The 17937-nt window shown below is 63.0% G+C and carries 25 protein-coding genes; 9 read left to right on the top strand and 16 right to left on the bottom strand.

Features of this window, described 5'->3' with window-relative positions:
• Positions 1–38: 38 nt before the first annotated feature.
• From HG250_RS05360 to gluQRS, 3 genes are read right to left on the bottom strand one after another with little or no spacing between them, the layout of a single operon-like run.
• Positions 39–617: a cob(I)yrinic acid a,c-diamide adenosyltransferase gene (locus tag HG250_RS05360; protein ID WP_170003436.1), complete on the bottom strand. Its 579-nt coding sequence runs from the start codon at positions 615–617 to the stop codon at positions 39–41.
• Positions 618–629: 12 nt separating this feature from the next.
• Complete coding sequence (locus tag HG250_RS05355; RefSeq protein WP_170003434.1) at positions 630–860, bottom strand: HIG1 domain-containing protein; 231 nt, start codon at positions 858–860, stop codon at positions 630–632.
• A gap of 33 nt (positions 861–893) precedes the next feature.
• Complete coding sequence (gene gluQRS / locus HG250_RS05350) at positions 894–1748, bottom strand: tRNA glutamyl-Q(34) synthetase GluQRS (RefSeq protein WP_170003926.1); 855 nt, start codon at positions 1746–1748, stop codon at positions 894–896.
• 141 nt (positions 1749–1889) lie between these two features.
• On the opposite strand from gluQRS, the gene HG250_RS05345 reads away from it, so the two are divergent.
• On the top strand, positions 1890–2477 hold the full coding sequence (locus tag HG250_RS05345; protein WP_338103872.1) for an HNH endonuclease: 588 nt from the start codon (positions 1890–1892) through the stop codon (positions 2475–2477).
• 16 nt (positions 2478–2493) lie between these two features.
• On the opposite strand, the gene kynU is transcribed toward HG250_RS05345, so the two are convergent.
• The 7 genes from kynU to dksA all read right to left on the bottom strand — a co-directional run bounded on the left by kynU (position 2494) and on the right by dksA (position 8321).
• Positions 2494–3759 carry a kynureninase gene (gene kynU, locus HG250_RS05340; protein WP_170003430.1) on the bottom strand — a complete coding sequence of 422 codons (1266 nt, stop codon included), beginning with the start codon at positions 3757–3759 and terminating at the stop codon, positions 2494–2496.
• Complete coding sequence (gene kynB / locus HG250_RS05335) at positions 3756–4397, bottom strand: arylformamidase (RefSeq protein WP_170003428.1); 642 nt, start codon at positions 4395–4397, stop codon at positions 3756–3758. The genes kynU and kynB overlap by 4 nt, the downstream gene beginning before the upstream one ends.
• A complete protein-coding gene (locus tag HG250_RS05330; RefSeq protein ID WP_170003426.1) occupies positions 4394–5185 on the bottom strand; it encodes a tryptophan 2,3-dioxygenase in 792 nt (263 codons plus the stop codon). The genes kynB and HG250_RS05330 overlap by 4 nt, the downstream gene beginning before the upstream one ends.
• A gap of 12 nt (positions 5186–5197) precedes the next feature.
• On the bottom strand, positions 5198–5587 hold the full coding sequence (locus HG250_RS05325; RefSeq protein WP_170003924.1) for a DUF4112 domain-containing protein: 390 nt from the start codon (positions 5585–5587) through the stop codon (positions 5198–5200).
• Positions 5588–5731: 144 nt separating this feature from the next.
• Positions 5732–7249: an ABC transporter substrate-binding protein gene (locus HG250_RS05320; RefSeq protein ID WP_170003424.1), complete on the bottom strand. Its 1518-nt coding sequence runs from the start codon at positions 7247–7249 to the stop codon at positions 5732–5734.
• Positions 7250–7314: 65 nt separating this feature from the next.
• Positions 7315–7695: a PilZ domain-containing protein gene (locus tag HG250_RS05315; RefSeq protein ID WP_170003422.1), complete on the bottom strand. Its 381-nt coding sequence runs from the start codon at positions 7693–7695 to the stop codon at positions 7315–7317.
• A 170-nt stretch (positions 7696–7865) separates the two neighbouring features.
• Positions 7866–8321: an RNA polymerase-binding protein DksA gene (dksA, locus tag HG250_RS05310; RefSeq protein WP_170003420.1), complete on the bottom strand. Its 456-nt coding sequence runs from the start codon at positions 8319–8321 to the stop codon at positions 7866–7868.
• A gap of 350 nt (positions 8322–8671) precedes the next feature.
• Between dksA and HG250_RS05305 the strand changes: the two genes are divergently transcribed.
• On the top strand, positions 8672–9001 hold the full coding sequence (locus HG250_RS05305) for an SEL1-like repeat protein (protein ID WP_170003418.1): 330 nt from the start codon (positions 8672–8674) through the stop codon (positions 8999–9001).
• 23 nt (positions 9002–9024) lie between these two features.
• On the opposite strand, the gene HG250_RS05300 is transcribed toward HG250_RS05305, so the two are convergent.
• Genes HG250_RS05300 through HG250_RS05280 form a run of 5 tightly spaced genes read right to left on the bottom strand, consistent with a single transcriptional unit; the run spans position 9025 to position 12361 of the window.
• Positions 9025–10161: a GNAT family N-acetyltransferase gene (locus HG250_RS05300; RefSeq protein WP_170003416.1), complete on the bottom strand. Its 1137-nt coding sequence runs from the start codon at positions 10159–10161 to the stop codon at positions 9025–9027.
• Complete coding sequence (locus tag HG250_RS05295; RefSeq protein ID WP_170003414.1) at positions 10158–10976, bottom strand: glycerophosphodiester phosphodiesterase family protein; 819 nt, start codon at positions 10974–10976, stop codon at positions 10158–10160. The genes HG250_RS05300 and HG250_RS05295 overlap by 4 nt, the downstream gene beginning before the upstream one ends.
• Entirely contained in the window at positions 10948–11409 is a 462-nt protein-coding gene (locus tag HG250_RS05290) for a RidA family protein (protein WP_170003412.1), read from the bottom strand. The genes HG250_RS05295 and HG250_RS05290 overlap by 29 nt, the downstream gene beginning before the upstream one ends.
• Positions 11406–12095: an HAD family hydrolase gene (locus tag HG250_RS05285; RefSeq protein ID WP_170003410.1), complete on the bottom strand. Its 690-nt coding sequence runs from the start codon at positions 12093–12095 to the stop codon at positions 11406–11408. The genes HG250_RS05290 and HG250_RS05285 overlap by 4 nt, the downstream gene beginning before the upstream one ends.
• Entirely contained in the window at positions 12092–12361 is a 270-nt protein-coding gene (locus tag HG250_RS05280; RefSeq protein ID WP_170003408.1) for a DUF3572 domain-containing protein, read from the bottom strand. Before HG250_RS05280 ends, HG250_RS05285 begins: the two co-directional genes overlap by 4 nt.
• Positions 12362–12478: 117 nt before the next feature.
• Between HG250_RS05280 and HG250_RS05275 the strand changes: the two genes are divergently transcribed.
• The 7 genes from HG250_RS05275 to HG250_RS05245 all read left to right on the top strand — a co-directional run bounded on the left by HG250_RS05275 (position 12479) and on the right by HG250_RS05245 (position 17078).
• Positions 12479–12886, top strand: coding sequence for a response regulator (locus HG250_RS05275; protein ID WP_170003406.1), 408 nt, complete (start codon positions 12479–12481; stop codon positions 12884–12886).
• Between the two features lie 111 nt (positions 12887–12997).
• The gene (locus tag HG250_RS05270; RefSeq protein WP_170003404.1) at positions 12998–13246 is read left to right on the top strand and encodes an acyl carrier protein; all 249 of its coding nucleotides are present in this window, start codon (positions 12998–13000) and stop codon (positions 13244–13246) included.
• A complete protein-coding gene (spt, locus tag HG250_RS05265) occupies positions 13243–14496 on the top strand; it encodes a serine palmitoyltransferase (RefSeq protein WP_170003403.1) in 1254 nt (417 codons plus the stop codon). The genes HG250_RS05270 and spt overlap by 4 nt, the downstream gene beginning before the upstream one ends.
• A gap of 405 nt (positions 14497–14901) precedes the next feature.
• Complete coding sequence (locus tag HG250_RS05260; RefSeq protein ID WP_170003401.1) at positions 14902–15372, top strand: hypothetical protein; 471 nt, start codon at positions 14902–14904, stop codon at positions 15370–15372.
• Positions 15373–15424: 52 nt separating this feature from the next.
• Positions 15425–16081: a YsnF/AvaK domain-containing protein gene (locus HG250_RS05255; protein ID WP_170003399.1), complete on the top strand. Its 657-nt coding sequence runs from the start codon at positions 15425–15427 to the stop codon at positions 16079–16081.
• A gap of 86 nt (positions 16082–16167) precedes the next feature.
• On the top strand, positions 16168–16569 hold the full coding sequence (locus tag HG250_RS05250; protein WP_170003397.1) for a YsnF/AvaK domain-containing protein: 402 nt from the start codon (positions 16168–16170) through the stop codon (positions 16567–16569).
• Positions 16570–16646: 77 nt separating this feature from the next.
• Complete coding sequence (locus HG250_RS05245) at positions 16647–17078, top strand: OsmC family protein (protein ID WP_170003395.1); 432 nt, start codon at positions 16647–16649, stop codon at positions 17076–17078.
• Here HG250_RS05245 and HG250_RS05240 read toward each other — a convergent pair.
• On the bottom strand, positions 17075–17722 hold the full coding sequence (locus HG250_RS05240) for a YqaA family protein (RefSeq protein ID WP_170003393.1): 648 nt from the start codon (positions 17720–17722) through the stop codon (positions 17075–17077). The two genes, HG250_RS05245 and HG250_RS05240, sit on opposite strands and share 4 nt — an antisense overlap.
• Between the last annotated feature and the right edge of the window lie 215 nt (positions 17723–17937).

Here is a 17937-nt window from a genome sequence, read left to right as displayed (position 1 = left end):
CGAAACTTCCAGCCTACGGAACATGCCTGATGTGCAGATCAGCGGCTGCCGCCGGGAACCCATTTGACGTCCGACCCGCCATTGTCGTTCAGCACCCGTGCCAGCACGAACAGAAGATCGGACAGGCGATTGACATAGGCGATCGCCGCCGGATTGATCGCCTCTTCTTCGGCCAGCCGGGTCATCGCCCGCTCTGCCGCGCGAGTCGTGGCGCGGGCGACATGAGTTCGTGCCGCAGCCTCGCTGCCGCCGGGCAGGACGAAGCTGGTGAGCGGTCCGAGGTTTTCGTTGAAGGAGTCGATCGCCTGTTCGAGCCAGTCGGTCTGCGCCGGAACGATCCGCAGGACCATGTCCGAAGGTGCAAAATCATCCTTGTCGTCCGCTGGCGTGGCGAGATCGGCACCGAGATCGAACAGGTCGTTCTGCACCCGCATCAGCGCATCGCGATGTAGGGTGTCCTTCAGCGCGGCGGCAGCAAGACCAACGGCGCTGTTCGCCTCGTCCACCCGGCCGATCGCTTCGATCCGCAGGGCGTGTTTTGCAGCGCGCGAGCCATCGACGAGGCCCGTAGTGCCATCATCGCCCGTTCGCGTGTAAATCTTGTTCAGCTTTACCATGATGCGATCGGATCAGTTGCTGATCATCAGTAAAACCGCCACCACCAGAACCGCAAGGGCCTGATATTTGATGCGGGCGAACATCATCTTGTTCTGCATCAGCTGCATGTCGGTAGCATCCTGCCCCTCCCCCGTTTCGAGATCGATCTTGGTGCTTTTCATGAAGGCGATGATGCCCCGCACGAGAGAATAGACGACAAGTCCGCACAGGACGACAAGCAGGATGACGAGCAGAGTGTTCATGCCTTGCCATATAGGCCCGGCGGCGGCGGAATGCTAGAACAGGTGCAGCCCTGAAGGCAGCCGCCCCTCGCGCAGGGCGCGGGCCAGTTCCAGCCCGTCCTCACCGGCATGGCGGCGGCTGGCGAGCGATGCCGACAGGCGGCTTTTCGCCAGCTTCTCGCCGCTTTCGTCCCGGACCAGCGGATGGTGGAGCCATTGCGGAACCGGCAGGCCGAGCAGGGCCTGCAGCAGGCGATGCACATGCGTGGCGGCAAACAGATCCTGCCCCCGCGTGACCAGCGTCACCCCATCGGCCGCATCGTCCAGCGTCGCGGCCAGATGATAGGCGGCAGCGGCATGTTTCGGCACCAGGACGATATCGCCCAGCAGATCGGGCCGGGCGTTCTGCGGTCCGGCGCGCATGTCGGTCCAGCGCAGGGGGCCGGTGCGCCGCATGGCTTCGATGATGTCCAGCCGCCAGGCGACGGGCCGGGTGCCAGGCTCCTCTGCCGCATCGCTCAGGCCCGTCTTGCAGATGCGGCACCGGGCGGGCGCGGTGCCACCTGCGGAACGCTCCTCGGCGGCGGGCCTGTCGCGGGCCTGTTCGGTCCGGCTGCAGCGGCAGGGATAAAGGAGGCCATCGGCCTTCAGGCGATCGGCAGCCCGTGCATAGTCATCCAGCCGCAGCGACTGTGCCGGAACTTCGCCGAATTGGAGGCCGAGCCATGTCAAATCGGCGCGGAATTCCGCCGCCATGTCAGGCCGGGCGCGGGCCGCATCCACATCCTCGATCCGCAGCAGCGCAAGGCCGCCTTCCGCTTCTGCCGCATCATGCGCGACGATGGCCGACAGAGCATGGCCAAGGTGCAGCGGACCGTTGGGACTGGGGGCGAAGCGCGAGACGATCATGATCTGCATGACGTTAGCGGACCCGCGCAATTAACGGAATGGCTGTGGAGGGGCAGACGTAACAGGGTTGATTTTTTCCTTCGGCAATGGTCCCTGTACAACCATCAGGAGGGAACGCCGACCGTGTTCAAGGCCGATCTGATCGAAACAGCCGCGCGCTTTCGCAGCGCCGAGGAAGATGCGACGCGCAGTCCGCAATCCTGCCCGGCGCTGGTGCTGAACGCCGACTACACGCCGCTGTCCTATTATCCCCTCAGCATCTGGCCCTGGCAGACCGCGATCAAGGCGGTGTTCCTCGACCGGGTGGATATCATCGCCAGCTATGACCGGAACGTGCATTCGCCATCGCTCGACATGCAGATACCTTCGGTCATCGCGCTGCGCCAATATGTGCGGCCCAGCGAATTTCCGGCCTTCACACGGTTCAACCTGTTCCTGCGCGACCGTTTCGCCTGCCAATATTGCGGCGACAACAGCCATCTTACCTTCGATCACGTCATTCCCCGGCGAATGGGCGGGAAAACGACGTGGGAGAATATCGTCACCGCCTGTGCGCCCTGCAATATGAAGAAGGGCGGGCGCACCCCCTCGCAGGCGCATATGACGCAGGTGCGACCGATCCGCCCGACCAGCTGGCAATTGCAACAGCGGGGCAAGCGGTTCCCGCCAGGTTTCCTGCACGAGACCTGGCGCGACTGGCTGTATTGGGACATCGAGCTGGAAGCCTGACGCCCAGCTCCGCCGATCAGGTCACGGCGGCCCGCCTGCGAAATTGGTCCCGGTCCCATTCCCGATTGGTGATGACCTGCCGCAGAATATCCGCCGCCTGCCAAAGATCGCCAAACGACAGATAGGCGGGGGCGAAGCCCAGCCGCAAAATGTCCGGATCGCGGAAATCGCCGATCACTCCGCGTGCGATCAACGCCTGGCTGATGGCATAGGCTTCGTCGTGGCGGAACGACAGCTGGCTGCCCCGTTCCGCGCCATTCGCGGGGCTGACCAGCTCCAAGGTGAGGTTCATCTGCTCGAGGCATTCGAGGAAGAAAGCTCCCATTTTCAGCGATTTCTCGCGCAAATTGGCGATGCCGATCTCTGCAATCAGGTCCACTCCGACTTCAAGCGCGCTGAGGCCCAGCACCGGGGGCGTCCCGGCGAGCATCCTTTCGATACCCGGCGCAGGAGCATAATCGTCAACGAAAGCGAAAGGCCGTTCATGGCCGAACCAACCCGTCAGCGGCTGTGCCAGCCTGTCGTGGTGCCTGCGCGCGGCATAGGCGAAGGCTGGCGCGCCCGGCCCGCCATTCAGATATTTATAGCCGCAACCCACCGCGAAATCGGCGTTGCAATCGTTCAGCACGACCGGCACCGCACCGGTCGAATGGGACAGATCCCAAAGCACCAACGCGCCGGCATCCTGCGCAGCGGCGGTCAGCGCCCGCATGTCGTACATCGCACCGGTCTTGTAGTGAACATGGGTCAGCATCAGCAGGGCCACGTCGCCCGAGAGTGCCGCCGCGATGCCATCGCGTTCGGCCAGCCGGCGCTCCGCCAGTCCCTGCCGCTCCAGACCGGCGATCATGTAAAGATCGGTCGGGAAATTGCCGGCTTCTGACAGGATCACCTTGCGCGCGTTCAGACCGGCACCGCCTGCCTGCCGCGCCTGCATGTCCAGCGCCGCGGCGATCAGCTTGAACAGATTGACCGAGGTGGAATCGCAGGCGATCACCTCCTCCGTATCGGCGCCGATCAGCGGCGCGATCTTCGCCCCGACCCGCCGCGAAAGCGAAATCCAGCCTGCGCCGCCGCTCCCCGCATCGTTCCAGCTACGGATCAGCCCCTGACCCCATTCCCCGGTCACCACCTGCGCCATGCGTTCGCAGGTGGCCTTCGGCAGAGCGCCAAGCGAATTGCCGTCGAGATAGATGATCCCGTCCGGCAGATGAAAACGCTCGCGATAGCGGGCGAGCGGATCGGCCTTATCGCGGCGGACAGCTTCCTTGCGCAAATTCATGCCAGTTCACGCAGGATTGCACGGCAGAGGCCGGCATCGCCGCCTGCTATCTTCAGCGGCAGGGCGATCAATTCATACCGCCCCGGCTTGATCTCATCCAGGACCAGCCCTTCCAATATCCGCATATCAGCCTTCAGCACGGCCAGATGCGCCGCCATGTCCTTGGAATCCTGCGGGTCGAGCGATGGCGAGTCCAGTCCGACCAGCTTCACGCCCTGCACCGCCAGCCAGTCGATCGCCTCTGGCGCGATGGTGGTAAAGCTGTCGGGCCAGGCATGATGGGGAAATTTGTCGAAGGTGCGGAACAGCACGCGATCGGTGCTTTCGATATCCGGCAGATCGCCGATACCGATGACGGGGCCGGCATCGCGGGCATCGACCACCAGGCATTCGCCGATATAAGGGTCGAGAGCGAGGCTGGCGGCATCACCCGCATCATGGGCGTAATGCAGCGGGGCATCGCCATGCGTGCCCGAATGGGTCGACATCGTCATGCGTGCCACGTTTACCGGCGAACCGTCCTCCATTCGCCAGCTGCGCTCCAGCGTGAAATCGGTATCGCCCGGCCAGACCGGCAGACCGGGACGCAGGGTCTGCGAAATGTCATGGATGCGCCTGGCGGATTTCCAGCTGCTCATATTTCGGTCCTCACCGACAGCAATTCGGGGAAGAAGGTCTGCTCGAGCACCTTGGCGAGATAGGCCACCCCGGCGGTACCGCCCGTGCCGCGCTTGAAGCCGATGATCCGCTCCACCGTCTTGAGATGGCCGAAACGCCAGCGCTGGAAGTGATATTCCAGATCGACCAGCTTTTCCGCCAGTTCGTACAGATCCCAATGCTCTTCGGGATTGCGGTAGATGTCGGCCCATGCAGCTTCCACGGCTTCGCTCGGCTGCCATGCCCCGCCCGTCTCACGGTTCAGCACGTCACCGGGAATGGCAAAGCCGCGCCGCGCCAGCAGCCGCACCGCCTCGTCATAAAGGCTGGGGCGGTCCAGTTCGGCGCGCAATTCGCGCGCCACTTCGGGCGTTGCCTCGTGCATGGTGACCATGTCGGGATTGCGCCCGCCCAGCATGAATTCCATCAACCGGTATTGCGCCGACTGAAAGCCCGACGAAGTGCCGAGAAACGGGCGCACACGCGAATAGTCGTGCGGCGTCATGGTCGACAGGACTTCCCAGCTGTGGATCAGCTGGTTCTGCGCCCGCGCCACCCGCGCCAGCATCTTGAAGGCGGGCCGCAGATCGCCCGCGATGATCCCCTGCCGCGCGGCGCGCAATTCGTGCAGGCAGAGTTTGAGCCACAATTCGCTGGCCTGATGCACCACGATGAACAGCATTTCGTCGTGAGCATCCGACGCCGGATGCTGCGCCGACAGAATGCGATCAAGATCCAGATAAGAGGCGTAGGTCACGTCAGACGGCATGAAGCGCACCCTTCATTGTTCGATGATCCGCGTTTCGGGATGATGCTTGTCGAGATGACGCCGCACGATTCGCAAGTTTCGGGTGTTGGACCGGAAGGCGAGGTCGAAGGCATCGCCGACCAGCGGGATGGCGCCGATGGCCGTGTCCACGCCGAGATTGCCCATCATCCGGAACAGCTTCCATTTAGGCAGGCCGAGATTGCGCGCCTCCCACACGATATAGCTGCCGAGCGCCGCCGAAATCAGATCGCCTACGACGGGAACCAGCCCGATCACAGCATCCAGACCCACCGGATAATTGGTGCCGGGAATGGTGAAGCTGCTCTCGAGCAGGCGTTCGGCCTGTTCGATCCGGCGGCGGATGGAAGCGAGATCGTTTCCCAGCGGAAGATCGAACCCCATCTTATGCAATTGCTGCGGTGGCCGGTCATCGCCGGTACGGGGCGGCGACATCATGTCGCGCGGATTGTTCGGGTCGTCCATCGCAGTTAATCCTGTATCGTGCCGGTCGTCGAACCCGGGCTGTAAGTCTCACGCCGCCTGATATCAGATGGGACGCTGCGCCATCGGGAACAAGGGATGCAGGCTCCAGCCATTCTCGACAAAGCCCGGAAGATCTGCCCGCACCAGCGCCCAGCGGATCGGGGGGCCGAAAGGGATGAATATATGGGCTTCGTTCAATCGGACCTCTGCCGCCGCCAGCAGCGCATCCTCCGCCACCGGATCGTCAGCGGCCAAGGCCTCGCTGACCAGAGTATCGGCCGCTTCGGAACAGGCGCCGCCACCAAGCGAGCAGTTGAACTGGTTGAGATACCAGCGAGGGGCGGCATAGCGGGCAACGGTGTCGACGAGCCTCATTTCCGCCGGTTCTCCGGCCGGGACGCGCGCGGCATCGACGCCGATCGCAGCAAGATCCGCGGCCAGCCGGGCGAAGAGTATATCGGCACCCGGACCCCTCGGCATCACCAGGCGCAGGGTCACGGCTTCTCCCGTATCCCGCTCATATCCGGCGACGCGGGCAGCAGCCACGGCGCGCCTTTCCTCCAGCGTCTGCCCTGCCCAAACGGGTTGGGCGTCCTCCGGTTGGCGGGCGAATTCCGGCGGGACGACGCTCAGGGCCGGGCTCCAGCCGCCAATGCTGAAAGGCGCGAGCAGCGTGTCCCGGTCGATCGCCATCGACAAGGCCTCCCGCGCCGCCGGATCGGCCAGGAACCCGGCCAGAGAGGCGAAGCGCAGTCCGAACAGGCCGCGCGGCGCATCGAGCCGGACGGTTCCCCGCGCCAGTGGTCCGGTATCCACCATTGGCAGGCTGGCGATGCGACCGGAGAACACTCCGTCGACCTCCCCGCGTCTGAACGAATCGAGCGCCTCTTCCGGGGCCAGTACGCGGACACGGAGAGGCCGGTATTCGCCGTGCCAGTCTTCCGCCTGCGGCAGCCCTCGCATCTCGGGAGGAAGAACGGTGAGCAGAGCGGAAGCGCCATCGCCCACGATATTCATCGGGCCTATACCCTCGCCATCGCGCATCAGGCCGAGTTCCGGTTGTGCCAGCAATTGCAGGAAACCCGGCATCGGGCTGCTCAGGCGAATTTCGACGACGCGGCCCGTCATGGCGCGTATCTCTTCTATCTTGCCGAGATCAAGGCCGAGGGATGTTCCTTCCAAAGCGGCGATATTGCGCAGGAGCGACTGGCGGACCGATGCCGCCGTCAGGCGCGAACCGTCGGGCCAGTCGGAATCGCGCAGCCGGAAAATATAGCTCATCCCGTCATCGGTGACGATCCAGCGCTCCGCCATAGCGGGCACGATCTCGCCAGCGGCATCGATGGAGATCAGGCCCTGAGCCGTCGCGGCACGGATCTGCTGTGCGGCGGGCGACAGGCGCATGCCGCTTTGCACCAGGGTTGCCGGATTGCCGATGAAGGCGATCTCCACCGGGCCATCCTCATTGTTCTGACCGCATGCGGAGAGCAACAGCGCGCCGGACACGATGGACAGAAGCGTGGCGCCTTTCCGGACGGATCGGGCGATGGATTGCAACAGGGAGCAGGCAGGCGCGGACATTGCGGATCGCCTAGCACATCGCCTGCACGCGGTCAGCGAAAGATGCGCCACGCGGCGCATGGGAATCAGATTTTCCGCAAACCCGTAGTCGGACGAGACCGCGGATCGGGATGCAGGACTTCGGAGCGCACGAAGCGCGGCGTCGAGGGGCCATTGTTCACGCTAACCGGCGCGCGTGCGAGCTTGGGGTCGATTTCCCTGCCGAAAGCAATGCCGAAGCGGTGGTCCTGAACCCAGGCCACGACACCGTCCACCCAGCCGACACCTCGCAAATTGACCGAAATGGGCGAACCGCGAACGACCCCGACCGCGCCATCGGCCATCATGCCGCCTGCGGACAGATTGCGGACCTTTACCCGTTCCCCCTCGTCCCGACCGTCGACACGGACGTCGGCCATCAGGAACAGGCTGTCCCGCGGGATGTTGCGTGTATCGACGGAGGACATTGCGCTCAGGCACCCTTTCGTATTCTGGCCACGCTTGCCTCTGCGTCCGATAGTGCAGGCCTGGTACGCACCATATCGACGAAAATAGCTAAGATAGCTTTAAGTCCTTTCGCCGCGAGGGACAAGTTTTTCGGGCTTGCTGGTACGGTCTCGACCCCCGGTTTCGCGCCTCAGTCGTCACGGCTGATCTTCTCGCGCCGCTCATGCGCCTCCTGCGCCTCGACCGTCAGCGTGGCGACCGGGCGCGCCAGCAGGCGCTTGATGCCGATGGGGTCGCCCGTCTGTTCGCAATAGCCGTAATCGCCTTCATCGATACGGCGCAAGGCAGCATCGATCTTGGCGGTCAGCTTGCGCTGCCGGTCGCGCGTGCGCAGTTCGAGGCCCCAATCGGCTTCGCTACTGGCACGATCGTTGGCATCGGCTTCCCTGATCGGCCCATCCTGCAGGTTCTGCAGCGTGGCCGTCGCGGATTCATGGATGGAGCGCTTCCATTCCACCAGCAGCGTGCGGAAAAACCGCAACTGCCGCTCATTCATGTAAGGCTCGTCCTCACGCGGAAAATATTCGTCGGGAACAGCGCGTTTCGCCTGTTCGAGATCGTTCAAATCGAGCGCCGATGATGCCATGCGACCTATCCTCTTCCCTGCGACTCGGGCCTGCGACTTGGGCCTCCCAGCGGAACCTGCAACCGGGGAGCCGCATCGCGGTTCGCCCCGACTTCCCGAATTCTTTTCGGCGATATGCGCGACCTTGTCGGCGGCGCTATAAGCGCGCGCATCGGGTCAAACAAGGGGCCTGTTCCCCGGCAATCCATGCCGCAGCGGCACAGTGGATGCAGCGTCATGACTATCGGCCAAACGGCCCGTTTCCGCTTATTCATGTAATTTCAGGCGGCCGTTAACTTTTTGTTGACCATGAAAGCCGACATTCCTGCTCGCCGGAGGGGAAAAGGTGCCGGTTCATCCTGGGGGAACACATGAAACTGATAGTTAGGGAAACGAGCGAGGCCCTGCCGTCATCCGCCGCCGGTTCGGACCTGTTCCTGGCCCGCTGCATTGCTGCCGCATCGCGCGGCGACGAAGATGCCCTGTTCGATCTGGGCGTCGCATTTTCGACCGGTAGTCGCGGCATTTCGGCCGACCTGATCGAAGCGCATAAATGGTTCAACCTTGCCGCGTCCAGGGGTCATGAGGAGGCAAGCTGCTGCCGGGCGGACGTCGCCGACGAGATGACCGCCCGGGAAATCGCCGAGGCGCAGCGCCGCGCGCGCGAATGGCTGGCCGCCGATCTGCGCAAGGTCGCCTGAAAGGGTCTGTTACGCGCGGCGCATCAACCTTTACGGAACGGCGTCCGGTCGCCCAGCATCAGGCTGTCGACGGCAATGCCCTCGCGCTCCTGCGCCAGATAATCGTCCACCGCCGCGCGAAAGCCGGGATCGGCGATGAAATGGGCCGACCAGGTCTGCACCGGTTCATAGCCGCGGGCCAGCTTGTGCCCGCCCTGCGCGCCCGCTTCCACCCGTTGCAACCCAAGATCGATGGCCGCATCGATCGCCTGATAATAACATAGTTCGAAATGCAGGAAACGGATGTCCTGCGTGCAGCCCCAGTACCGGCCATACAGAGCCGTTCCGCCGATGAAATTCAGCGCCCCGGCGACAGGGTTGCCATCCCGATAGGCCATCACCAGCATCAGCGCATCGCCCATGCGTTCGCCCAGCAGCGTAAAGGCGTCCCGCGTCAGATAGGGCGTGCCCCATTTGCGCGCGCCGGTATCCTGATAGAAGATCCAGAACGCATCCCAGTCGCTTTCGTTTATCTCGTTTCCGGTCAGGCGGCGGATATCGACTTCGGCCTGCGCTGCGGCGCGTTCCTTGCGCAAATCCTTGCGCTTGCGCGACGACAGGGCGGCAAGGAAATCGTCGAAGCTGCCATAGCCGCGATTTTCCCAGTGGAACTGGATATCGCTTCGCAGCAGCCAGCCCGCTTCGGCAAAGACCGAACGGCGCGAAGGTTCGATGAAGGTCGCATGGGCCGAGGAGAAACCGTTCCCCGTCACGACCTGTTCGGCCGCCCGTAGCAGCGGCAGGGCATAAGCCTGATCCGCCACCAGAATGCGCGGGCCGGTGGCGGGTGTGAACGGGGCGGCAATCTGCAGCTTGGGATAATAGCGCCCTCCGGCCCGGCGATAGGCGTCGGCCCAGGCATGATCGAAGACATATTCGCCCTGGCTGTGCGCCTTGGCATAGGCGGGCAAGGCACCGAGAAGCGTGCCGCCTGCATCCTCGAGCAGAATGGGTGCCGGTTGCCAGCCGGTATGTGGACCGACGCTGCCAGAATCCTCCATCGCGCTGAGGAAAGCGTGCGACATGAAGGGGTTGTCTGTACCCGCCACCGCGTCCCAGGCGGCTCGGTCGACATCGCCCACCGAACCTGCGATCCGCGCGATCAGCTCGCCGTCGCTCATGTCCCGGCCCCGTATTGCGGCGATTCCGGCGGCAGTTCCGGTGGAAGCAGGCCGGTGCCTTCGGCGATGGGTGCATCGGCGTAGAGCGCGGCACGTTGCCGCAAGGCGGGTGACCGGACTGTCCAGCTCAGCACCGGCACGCCCGACGCACGCCACCGTGCGGCAAAGGCGGAAGGCAGGTCGCGAATGTCGACCGCCAGGAAATCGGGACGGGCGTGGCGCATGGCGAGAGACCGCTTCAGTCGCCCTTGCCAGCCCCGCTCCCCTTCCTCGGTCACGATCAGCCCGCGAACGATATCGGGAGCGAAGCGGGCAAACCAGGCACCTACCCGCGGGTCGAAGCTCATCACCGCGACATTGCCGGCTCGCATGCGGCCGATCGCGTCGCTGACCGCCCGGCAGAGGGGCGCGTGCGGAACGCTGGCACGAGATTTGATCTCGACCAGCACCGGCACCCGCCCCGCAATCCGCTCCAGCATCTCGGCCAGCGGAATGATCGTCTCACCGCTGCCCGCCAGGGGAATGGCGGCAAGCTGCGCGGCCGTGCGCTTCGACACCGGACCACGCTCGTCCGTCAACCGGTCCAGTTCCCAATCATGGAACACCATTGCCTGATCGTCGGCGCTGCGCTGAACGTCGCATTCCACGCCCAAGCCGCGCTCCGCCGCCGCCGCGATGGCACCCGGCGAGTTTTCCGCCAGCATACGTCCATCCGGCAGCGTGCCGTGCAGCCCGCGGTGGGCATAGACGTGGCCGGTCAGCCAGCCCGTCCTCTCCGGGTCTCTGTCAACCCTGCCGGATGGCAACGATCGCATCCACTTCGACCGGAACGCCCAGCGGCAGGACGGGCACGCCCACGGCGCTGCGGGCGTGACGTCCGGCCTCGCCGAAAACCTCGAACATCAGGTCGGACGCGCCATTCGCCACCTTGGGCTGATCGGTGAAGGAGCCGGCCGAACTGACGAAGGCACCCAGTTTCAGAATGCTTTCCACTCTGTCGAGCGAGCCCAGCGCATTCTTCAGTTGCGCCAGGATCATGATCCCGCAGGCGCGCGCGGCTGCCGTGCCGTCTTCAAGGGACACATCCTCGCCCAGACGGCCGGTCACCAGCTTGCCGCCGATGAAGGGGAGCTGGCCCGAGACATGGGCCAGCCCGCCATGCACCACTACCGGCCTGTAGCTGGCGACGGGCGCGGCGGCTTCGGGCAATTCGATGCCGAGGGTCTGAAGGCGTTGTTCGATATTCATGCGGATGGTTCCTCCTGCTGCATGTCGCCGTCCAGCCAGTCGAGCAGCCAGGGCAGCGCGTCGTTCCAATTATCGATACGGGCGTGGGCATGGCCTGCCGCATGCGCGCAGTCGATATGCGGTGCAAGCCTCGGCTCGGCACACAGATGCAGGCGCGTGACATGCGGGACGATATCGGCGGCGCTGCGGTGATGCTGCGCGAGATCGTCGATAAAAACCGCCTTGCTGGGCCGGTATTCTTCCAGGATCGCCTGGATCGCCGGGCCTTTCGGACCCTGATTGGTGAAGACCCGCGCGTTCAGTCCGGCGGTGGCGAGTTGGCGGGTGCGGCTTTCCTGCCGCTCGTCGGTCAGGTTGGTCAGGATGACTACATCGGCGTGTTCGGCCAGCCGGTTCAGCGCAGGAATTGCGCCATCGACCGGATCCTGCCGATCCATCTCCGTGTCGAAGAACTTGCCCAGCAGGTGCCAGATGTCGCGTTCCGCTACCGGTTCTCCGCTTTCCTGCCAGCGCATCGCCTGGGCGAAGCTGTTGCCTTCGAGATGAAAATTCACACCCTGCTCTTCGCCAAGCCAGTCGGCGAAGTGGCTGACCATGCGCAGCAGCACCTCGTCGCAATCGGAAATGATCAGCGGACGGTTGAGCGAACCCGCTGCGGCGGTTTCGGCAGGAGCGGGTGCATTCATCGGATAAGTCCTTCATGAGCCGCGACCAGATCCTGCGGCGTGACGTTCAGCGCGTCCGCCGCGAGCACGAGATCGGGTTCGTGATTGGCGAGGAATTCGAGTACGGCGGCCTGTACCGCCCGGCTGCCGAGGCCGTCACGCAAGACCTGCGGGGTCAGGCCGGTCAGCGTCAGCAGCCGTTCGGCGCGATCCGGATCGTTCAGGATCCAGCCAAGCGCGGACAGGGCCAGCGCCTCGGGATCACTGCGGTCATGTGCGTTCGACATCTGCCTGCCTGGTCTGCGGGGTTCTAGAGCGGTGCGGCGCGCGGCGAGCGGCGCCGCATTCCGGTTCGGGTCCATTTCGGGTTTCGCGCATGCAGCCGCAAGGGTAAAGGGGCAAAGATGGCAGACAAACCGGAAATCAGCGGCGCGGCGAACAATCAGCGCATCCTCGTGGTCGAGGACAACGACCTCAACCGCAAGCTGTTCTGCGACGTGCTGCGGGCGGGTGGATATGTGGTGGAACCGGTTGCCGACGGTGCGGAAGTGCTGGCGGTCGCCCGCCGTTTCGCGCCCGACCTGGCGATCATGGACATACAATTGCCGGGCATCTCCGGCATCGATCTCATTGCCGCGCTCAAGGCCGATACGGCGCTTGCCGATATGCCGGTACTTGCCGTCACCGCTTATGCGGGCAAGGGCGATGAAGACCGCATCAGGGCCGCCGGGGCACAGGATTACCTGTCGAAACCCGTGTCGATCGGCCCATTCATGGCTGCGGTCAGGCGGCTGCTCCCCGCCACCGGCTGAACCGCGCAGCTATGGGCAGGGCTTGACAATCCGCTACCCAGCCCGCTTTCCACGCGAATACCTTATCACGGGCAGAGCCGCCTGCCGCCCCTGGACCGATTGGAACTATCGATGGACCGTGCCGAAACCGACCGACGGATTCGCGAACAGCTCGAACCCTTCAACAGCAAGAGGATTGCCGTGGCCGAAGGCACCAGCTTTGCCGGAGACCTGGAATTCGACAGCCTGACGGTGATGGATTTCGTCGCCGCCATCGAGGATGAATTCGACATCATCATCAGCATGAACCAGCAGGCGGAGATCGAAACCTGGGCCCAGCTGGTCGATGCGGTGCACGCCATGCGGAAGGATGGCGCATGAGCGAAGGCGTGATGCAGGCGGACCAGCCGCCGGTGATCGAGGCGGCGCCGGCAGGCGATCTGTTCGCCAAGTTCGACGGGGTGATCGCCATGCGCGAAGGGCTGCTGAAGGCCGGGCAGGAAGACCCCTTCAGCCTGGTGATGGAACAGGTGCTCTCGCCCACCCGCGCGATCTGCAACGGGCGCGAGACGATCCTGCTCGGCACCTATAATTACATGGGCATGACCTTCGACCCCGACGTGATCGCGGCGGGCAAGCAGGCGCTGGCCGATTTCGGCACCGGCACCACCGGTAGCCGCGTCTTGAACGGCACCTATCAGGGCCACCGCGAATGCGAGGACGCGTTGCGGGAATTCTACGGCATGGATCACGCCATGGTATTCTCCACCGGATATCAGGCCAATCTCGGCATCATCTCGACCATTGCCGGCAAGGGCGATTACATCGTCCTCGACATCGATAGCCATGCCAGCATCTGGGACGGCTGCGCGCTCGGCAATGCCGAGGTGGTGCCCTTCCGGCACAATGACATCGACGCGATGGAGAAGCGCCTGAAGCGCATCCCCGAAGGCGCGGGCAAGCTGGTGATACTGGAGGGCGTCTATTCCATGCTGGGGGACATTGCCCCGCTCAAGGAGATGGTGGCGATCGCCCGGAAGCACGGCGCGATGGTCCTGGTGGACGAGGCCCATTCGATGGGCTTCATCGGCGAGAACGGGCGCGGCGTGGCCGAGGATGCGGGCGTGATGGACGATGTCGACTTCATCATCGGCACCTTCTCGAAGAGTGTCGGCACAGTGGGCGGTTTCTGCGTTTCCAATCATCCGAAGTTCGAGATCATGCGGCTGGTGTGCCGTCCCTATGTGTTCACCGCCAGCCTGCCGCCATCGGTGGTCGCGACCGCCGCCACGAGCATCCGCAAGCTGATGGATGGCGCCGACAAGCGCGCGCATCTGTGGAAGAACTCGCGCCGGCTGCATGGCGGGCTGAAAGCACTCGGGTTCGAACTCGGCACGGCCAAGGCACTGAGCGCCATCGTGGCGGTCATCATGCCCGATCTGGAAAAGGGTGCCGCCATGTGGCAGGCGCTGCTGCATGAAGGGCTGTATGTGAACCTGGCGCGCCCGCCGGCCACGCCTGCGAACATGACGCTGCTGCGCTGTTCGCTATGCGCGGAACACAGCGATGCAGAGGTCGAGACGATCCTCGGCATGTTCGAGCGCGCCGGGAAAGCTGTCGGCATCATCTGACAACGCCCTGACGTAGCGGAAGGCTTCGGCAGGGACTCTTCACAAGAGCAGCGCCTCGGGGCTTAGTTATTCACAAATGGTTCACGAAAATAAGTCGGAACCGTCTTTTACTCGGTAAAGCAGGCCAAGAAAAAGAACACTGGCGTACTAGCGATTTAAACGTCAAAACTTCCGATAAATGCTGGTTATTGGGGCATCGAAGGGTTCCTTCCAAGATTCGCTTGATCTTTTACCAACATCATATTGTCCGCGATTGAAACCTGATTGCTCGGCCTACCCTCTACAGCTTTGTAGTAGGTGATGGCGGTCATATATTTGTGGCCTGTTGTCCGGAACCATCGCACCGCCTGCTGCTTCTGTATTTGTAGGATATGCAAGTCCACAGGCAAAACAGGTGAAAGAAATATGGCTGAAATTCCGGTAGAAAAGAAATCCAGCATGGGGTGGCTGTGGGTATTGCTTGCCTTGCTCATCCTTGCGCTCCTCGCATGGTGGCTGCTCGATAGTGACGATGACGACGTCGATTACGTCGAAAACGATGCCGTCGTAGCCGCTCCGGTAGAGCCGGTTGCAGCCGCAGGCATGCTGGCTGTCGGCGAAAGTGTCGATCTGGACAACATCCGCGTGACCTCGCTCGCTGGCGACATGGCGTTCAATGCCGATGTCAACGGGCAGAACATGCTCGTCCTGTTCGACCAGGTGCCCACCCCTGGCGATCCGACCGAAGGCGAATATGACATCAATCCGGGTTCGGTGCTGAACATCGAAGGTTCGGTACGTTCGGCCAGCGATCCGCTTCCCGAAGGTGTGGTGGCGGAAATTCCGGCCGGAACCGACCGTTACATCTATGCCGACAGCATCGAAATGGTGAGCTGATCCTTCCTTCGAGAAAGACGCTCCCTTCACAAAAATCAAAAGGAATTACTTTATGAGACATGACTCCCGCTATGACGATCTCGACACGCTCGATCATTATGAACTCGAACATAAATCCCAGGACATCCGCGGCCGCCCGCTGGTGAGCCCCGAAGGCAAGAAGTTCGGCATCATCAAGGATCTGCTGGTCGATCGTGACCACAACCGCGTCACTGCCATTCGTCTGGACGATGGCCGCGTCTGTGCCGTCGAGCCCCTGGTCATTCACGACAATTCCGTTGTTTATGGCGAGGAAGCAGTTGCCCATGCCAAGACCGGCGGTTCCGCGGTTTCGGAAGAAGTCGTTCCCGTCGTCGAGGAACAGGTTGCCATCGGCAAGCGCGTTGCCGACCATGGCAAGGACATCACCGTAACTTCGCGTGTCGTGACGGACAGGGTGAGCGAAGACGTGCATCTGCGGGACGAAACCGTCTCGGTGGACAAGCGTCCGGTAAACCGTGCCGTGACCGGCGAGGAAGCCGACGCCCTGCTGAAGGGCAAGACGGTTTCCATGACCGAGCGCGACGAGGAAGTCGTCGTCGGCAAGAAAGCCGTGGTCACCGACGAGGTCGTGGTCAAGAAGACCGTCGACGACAAGGTTGAACGAGTGGACGAAACCGTCCGCCGCACCGAAGTCGATGTCGACAGGGACGGCAAGCACCGCCGCTGATCGGCAGGCAACTCGCTGATACTACCCGGGGGCCGGTTGCCGTTGCGTAACCGGCCCCCGTTTCATTTACAGTCAAGGAACATATCATGGCAGACAGGAAGGATCCCCGCGACGCGCCGGGTGGCAGGCTGGTCGAGGAAGTCGCAATTCCCATCGTTGAAGAACACGTATCCGTCGACAAGCGGATCATCGAGGGGCAGACCGTCACCGTTACCACCCGCCCGGTGAGCAGCACGGAAACGATTTCCCAGCAGGTCACGAAGGAAACGGTCACGGTCGAGCGCGTGCCGGTAAATTCCGTTGTCGATGCGATTCCCGAAGTTCGTCGCGACGGCGATCTGACCGTCATCCCGGTGGTGGAGGAACGCATCGTGGTGACCAAGCAACTCGTGCTCACTGAAGAGATCCATCTTCGCCGAACGAGCAAGACGGTTACGGATGAAAAGACGGTCGAGTTGCGCCGTACCGAAGTCGATATCGAAAAATGATGGGAAGCGGGTAGCGCGCCTGAGCGCGCCCATCCCCCCTCATGAAGACATGCAATCCTGATCCTGGAGTAACGAAGATGGCGACAATCCGCAGCGGTAGTGCGAAATATGATGGCCTCGGCAAGGATGGCAAAGGCCATGTGTCGACGGAAAGCGGCGTGCTGGACGGGCAGCCTTACGGGTTCAACACCCGTTTCGAAGATGCGCCGGGCACCAATCCGGAAGAATTGATCGCAGCAGCCCATGCGAGCTGCTTCACGATGGCCCTGTCCTTCGCGCTGGCCAAGGCCGGGCATGAGAAAGGCAGCCTCGAGACGACTGCGAAGGTCAGCCTGGAAAAGGACGGCGACGGGTTCAAGGTAACCAAGTCAGCCCTGACCCTGACCGGCGACGTCGCTGGCATCGGCAAGGACAAGTTCGAGGAACTGGCAAGGGATGCCAAGGCAAACTGCCCGATCTCGAAGCTGCTCGACACCGAGATTACTCTCGACACCAGCTTTACCGGCTAATTCCGTATCCGGCCGTCGAGACTGGTGGCATTGTCGCAAGGGGACGGCTCTGCGCTGTCCCCGTTGCCCAATTGAGTCAGCGCCAGGAAACCGGCGACCACCAGCAGCACGAACGCGGCCGTGACCAGCCCGAGATAGCGGTCGATGAACCGCTTGATCGGTGCGCCGAACAGCCGGAATAGCAGGCCGACCGTGACGAAGATCATGCCCCGCCCGGCGATGCTGGCCAGAATGAAGGGGACGAGCGCCATTTCGATGAAGCCGGCGGTGATGGTCAGGAGCTTGAACGGCACCGGCGTGGCGCCGGCGATCAGGATTACCTCCACGTCATATTCGCGCAGATAACAGGCGGCGACAGGGAAACTTTCGGTCAGGCCCAGAAACGTGATGATCTGCGCGCCGATGGCATCGTACAATCCATAGCCGATCGCATAGCCAAGCAGGGCTCCGGCAACGGACGCCGCCGTGGCGATCAGCCCGAACCGCAGCGCCTTCTTCGGTTCCGCCAGGCACATCAGCCCCAGCAAAGGATGGGGCGGAATGGGGAAGAAGCTCGATTCCATGAAGCAGATGAGACCCAGCCACCAGACCGCATGACGGTGCGCGGCCTTTTCCATCGTCCATTCATACAGGCTGCGCAGCATATCGGCTCAATCGGATCGCGGGAAAGCCGCTGCTTAGACGGGCGATCCCAATGCCGCAACGCCCATCATATAACCCGTATGGTTATTTTCGATTGACATTGTGACGCTGTCTGGTTAGAGAAACGGAACATCGCGATAGTCCGGACCGAATCGGCCCTCGGCAGCAGCCATCGATGGCGCGCCTCAGGCCTGAACGACGATCTCACCATCGCGAC

Origin of the sequence: Pseudopontixanthobacter vadosimaris (genome assembly GCF_012979275.1) — a bacterium.
In the GTDB taxonomy this organism is placed as follows: Bacteria; Pseudomonadota; Alphaproteobacteria; order Sphingomonadales; family Sphingomonadaceae; genus Pseudopontixanthobacter; species Pseudopontixanthobacter vadosimaris.
The sequence above is the reverse complement of the archived record's forward strand: the minus strand, read 5'-3'. Positions and strand labels throughout refer to the sequence as shown.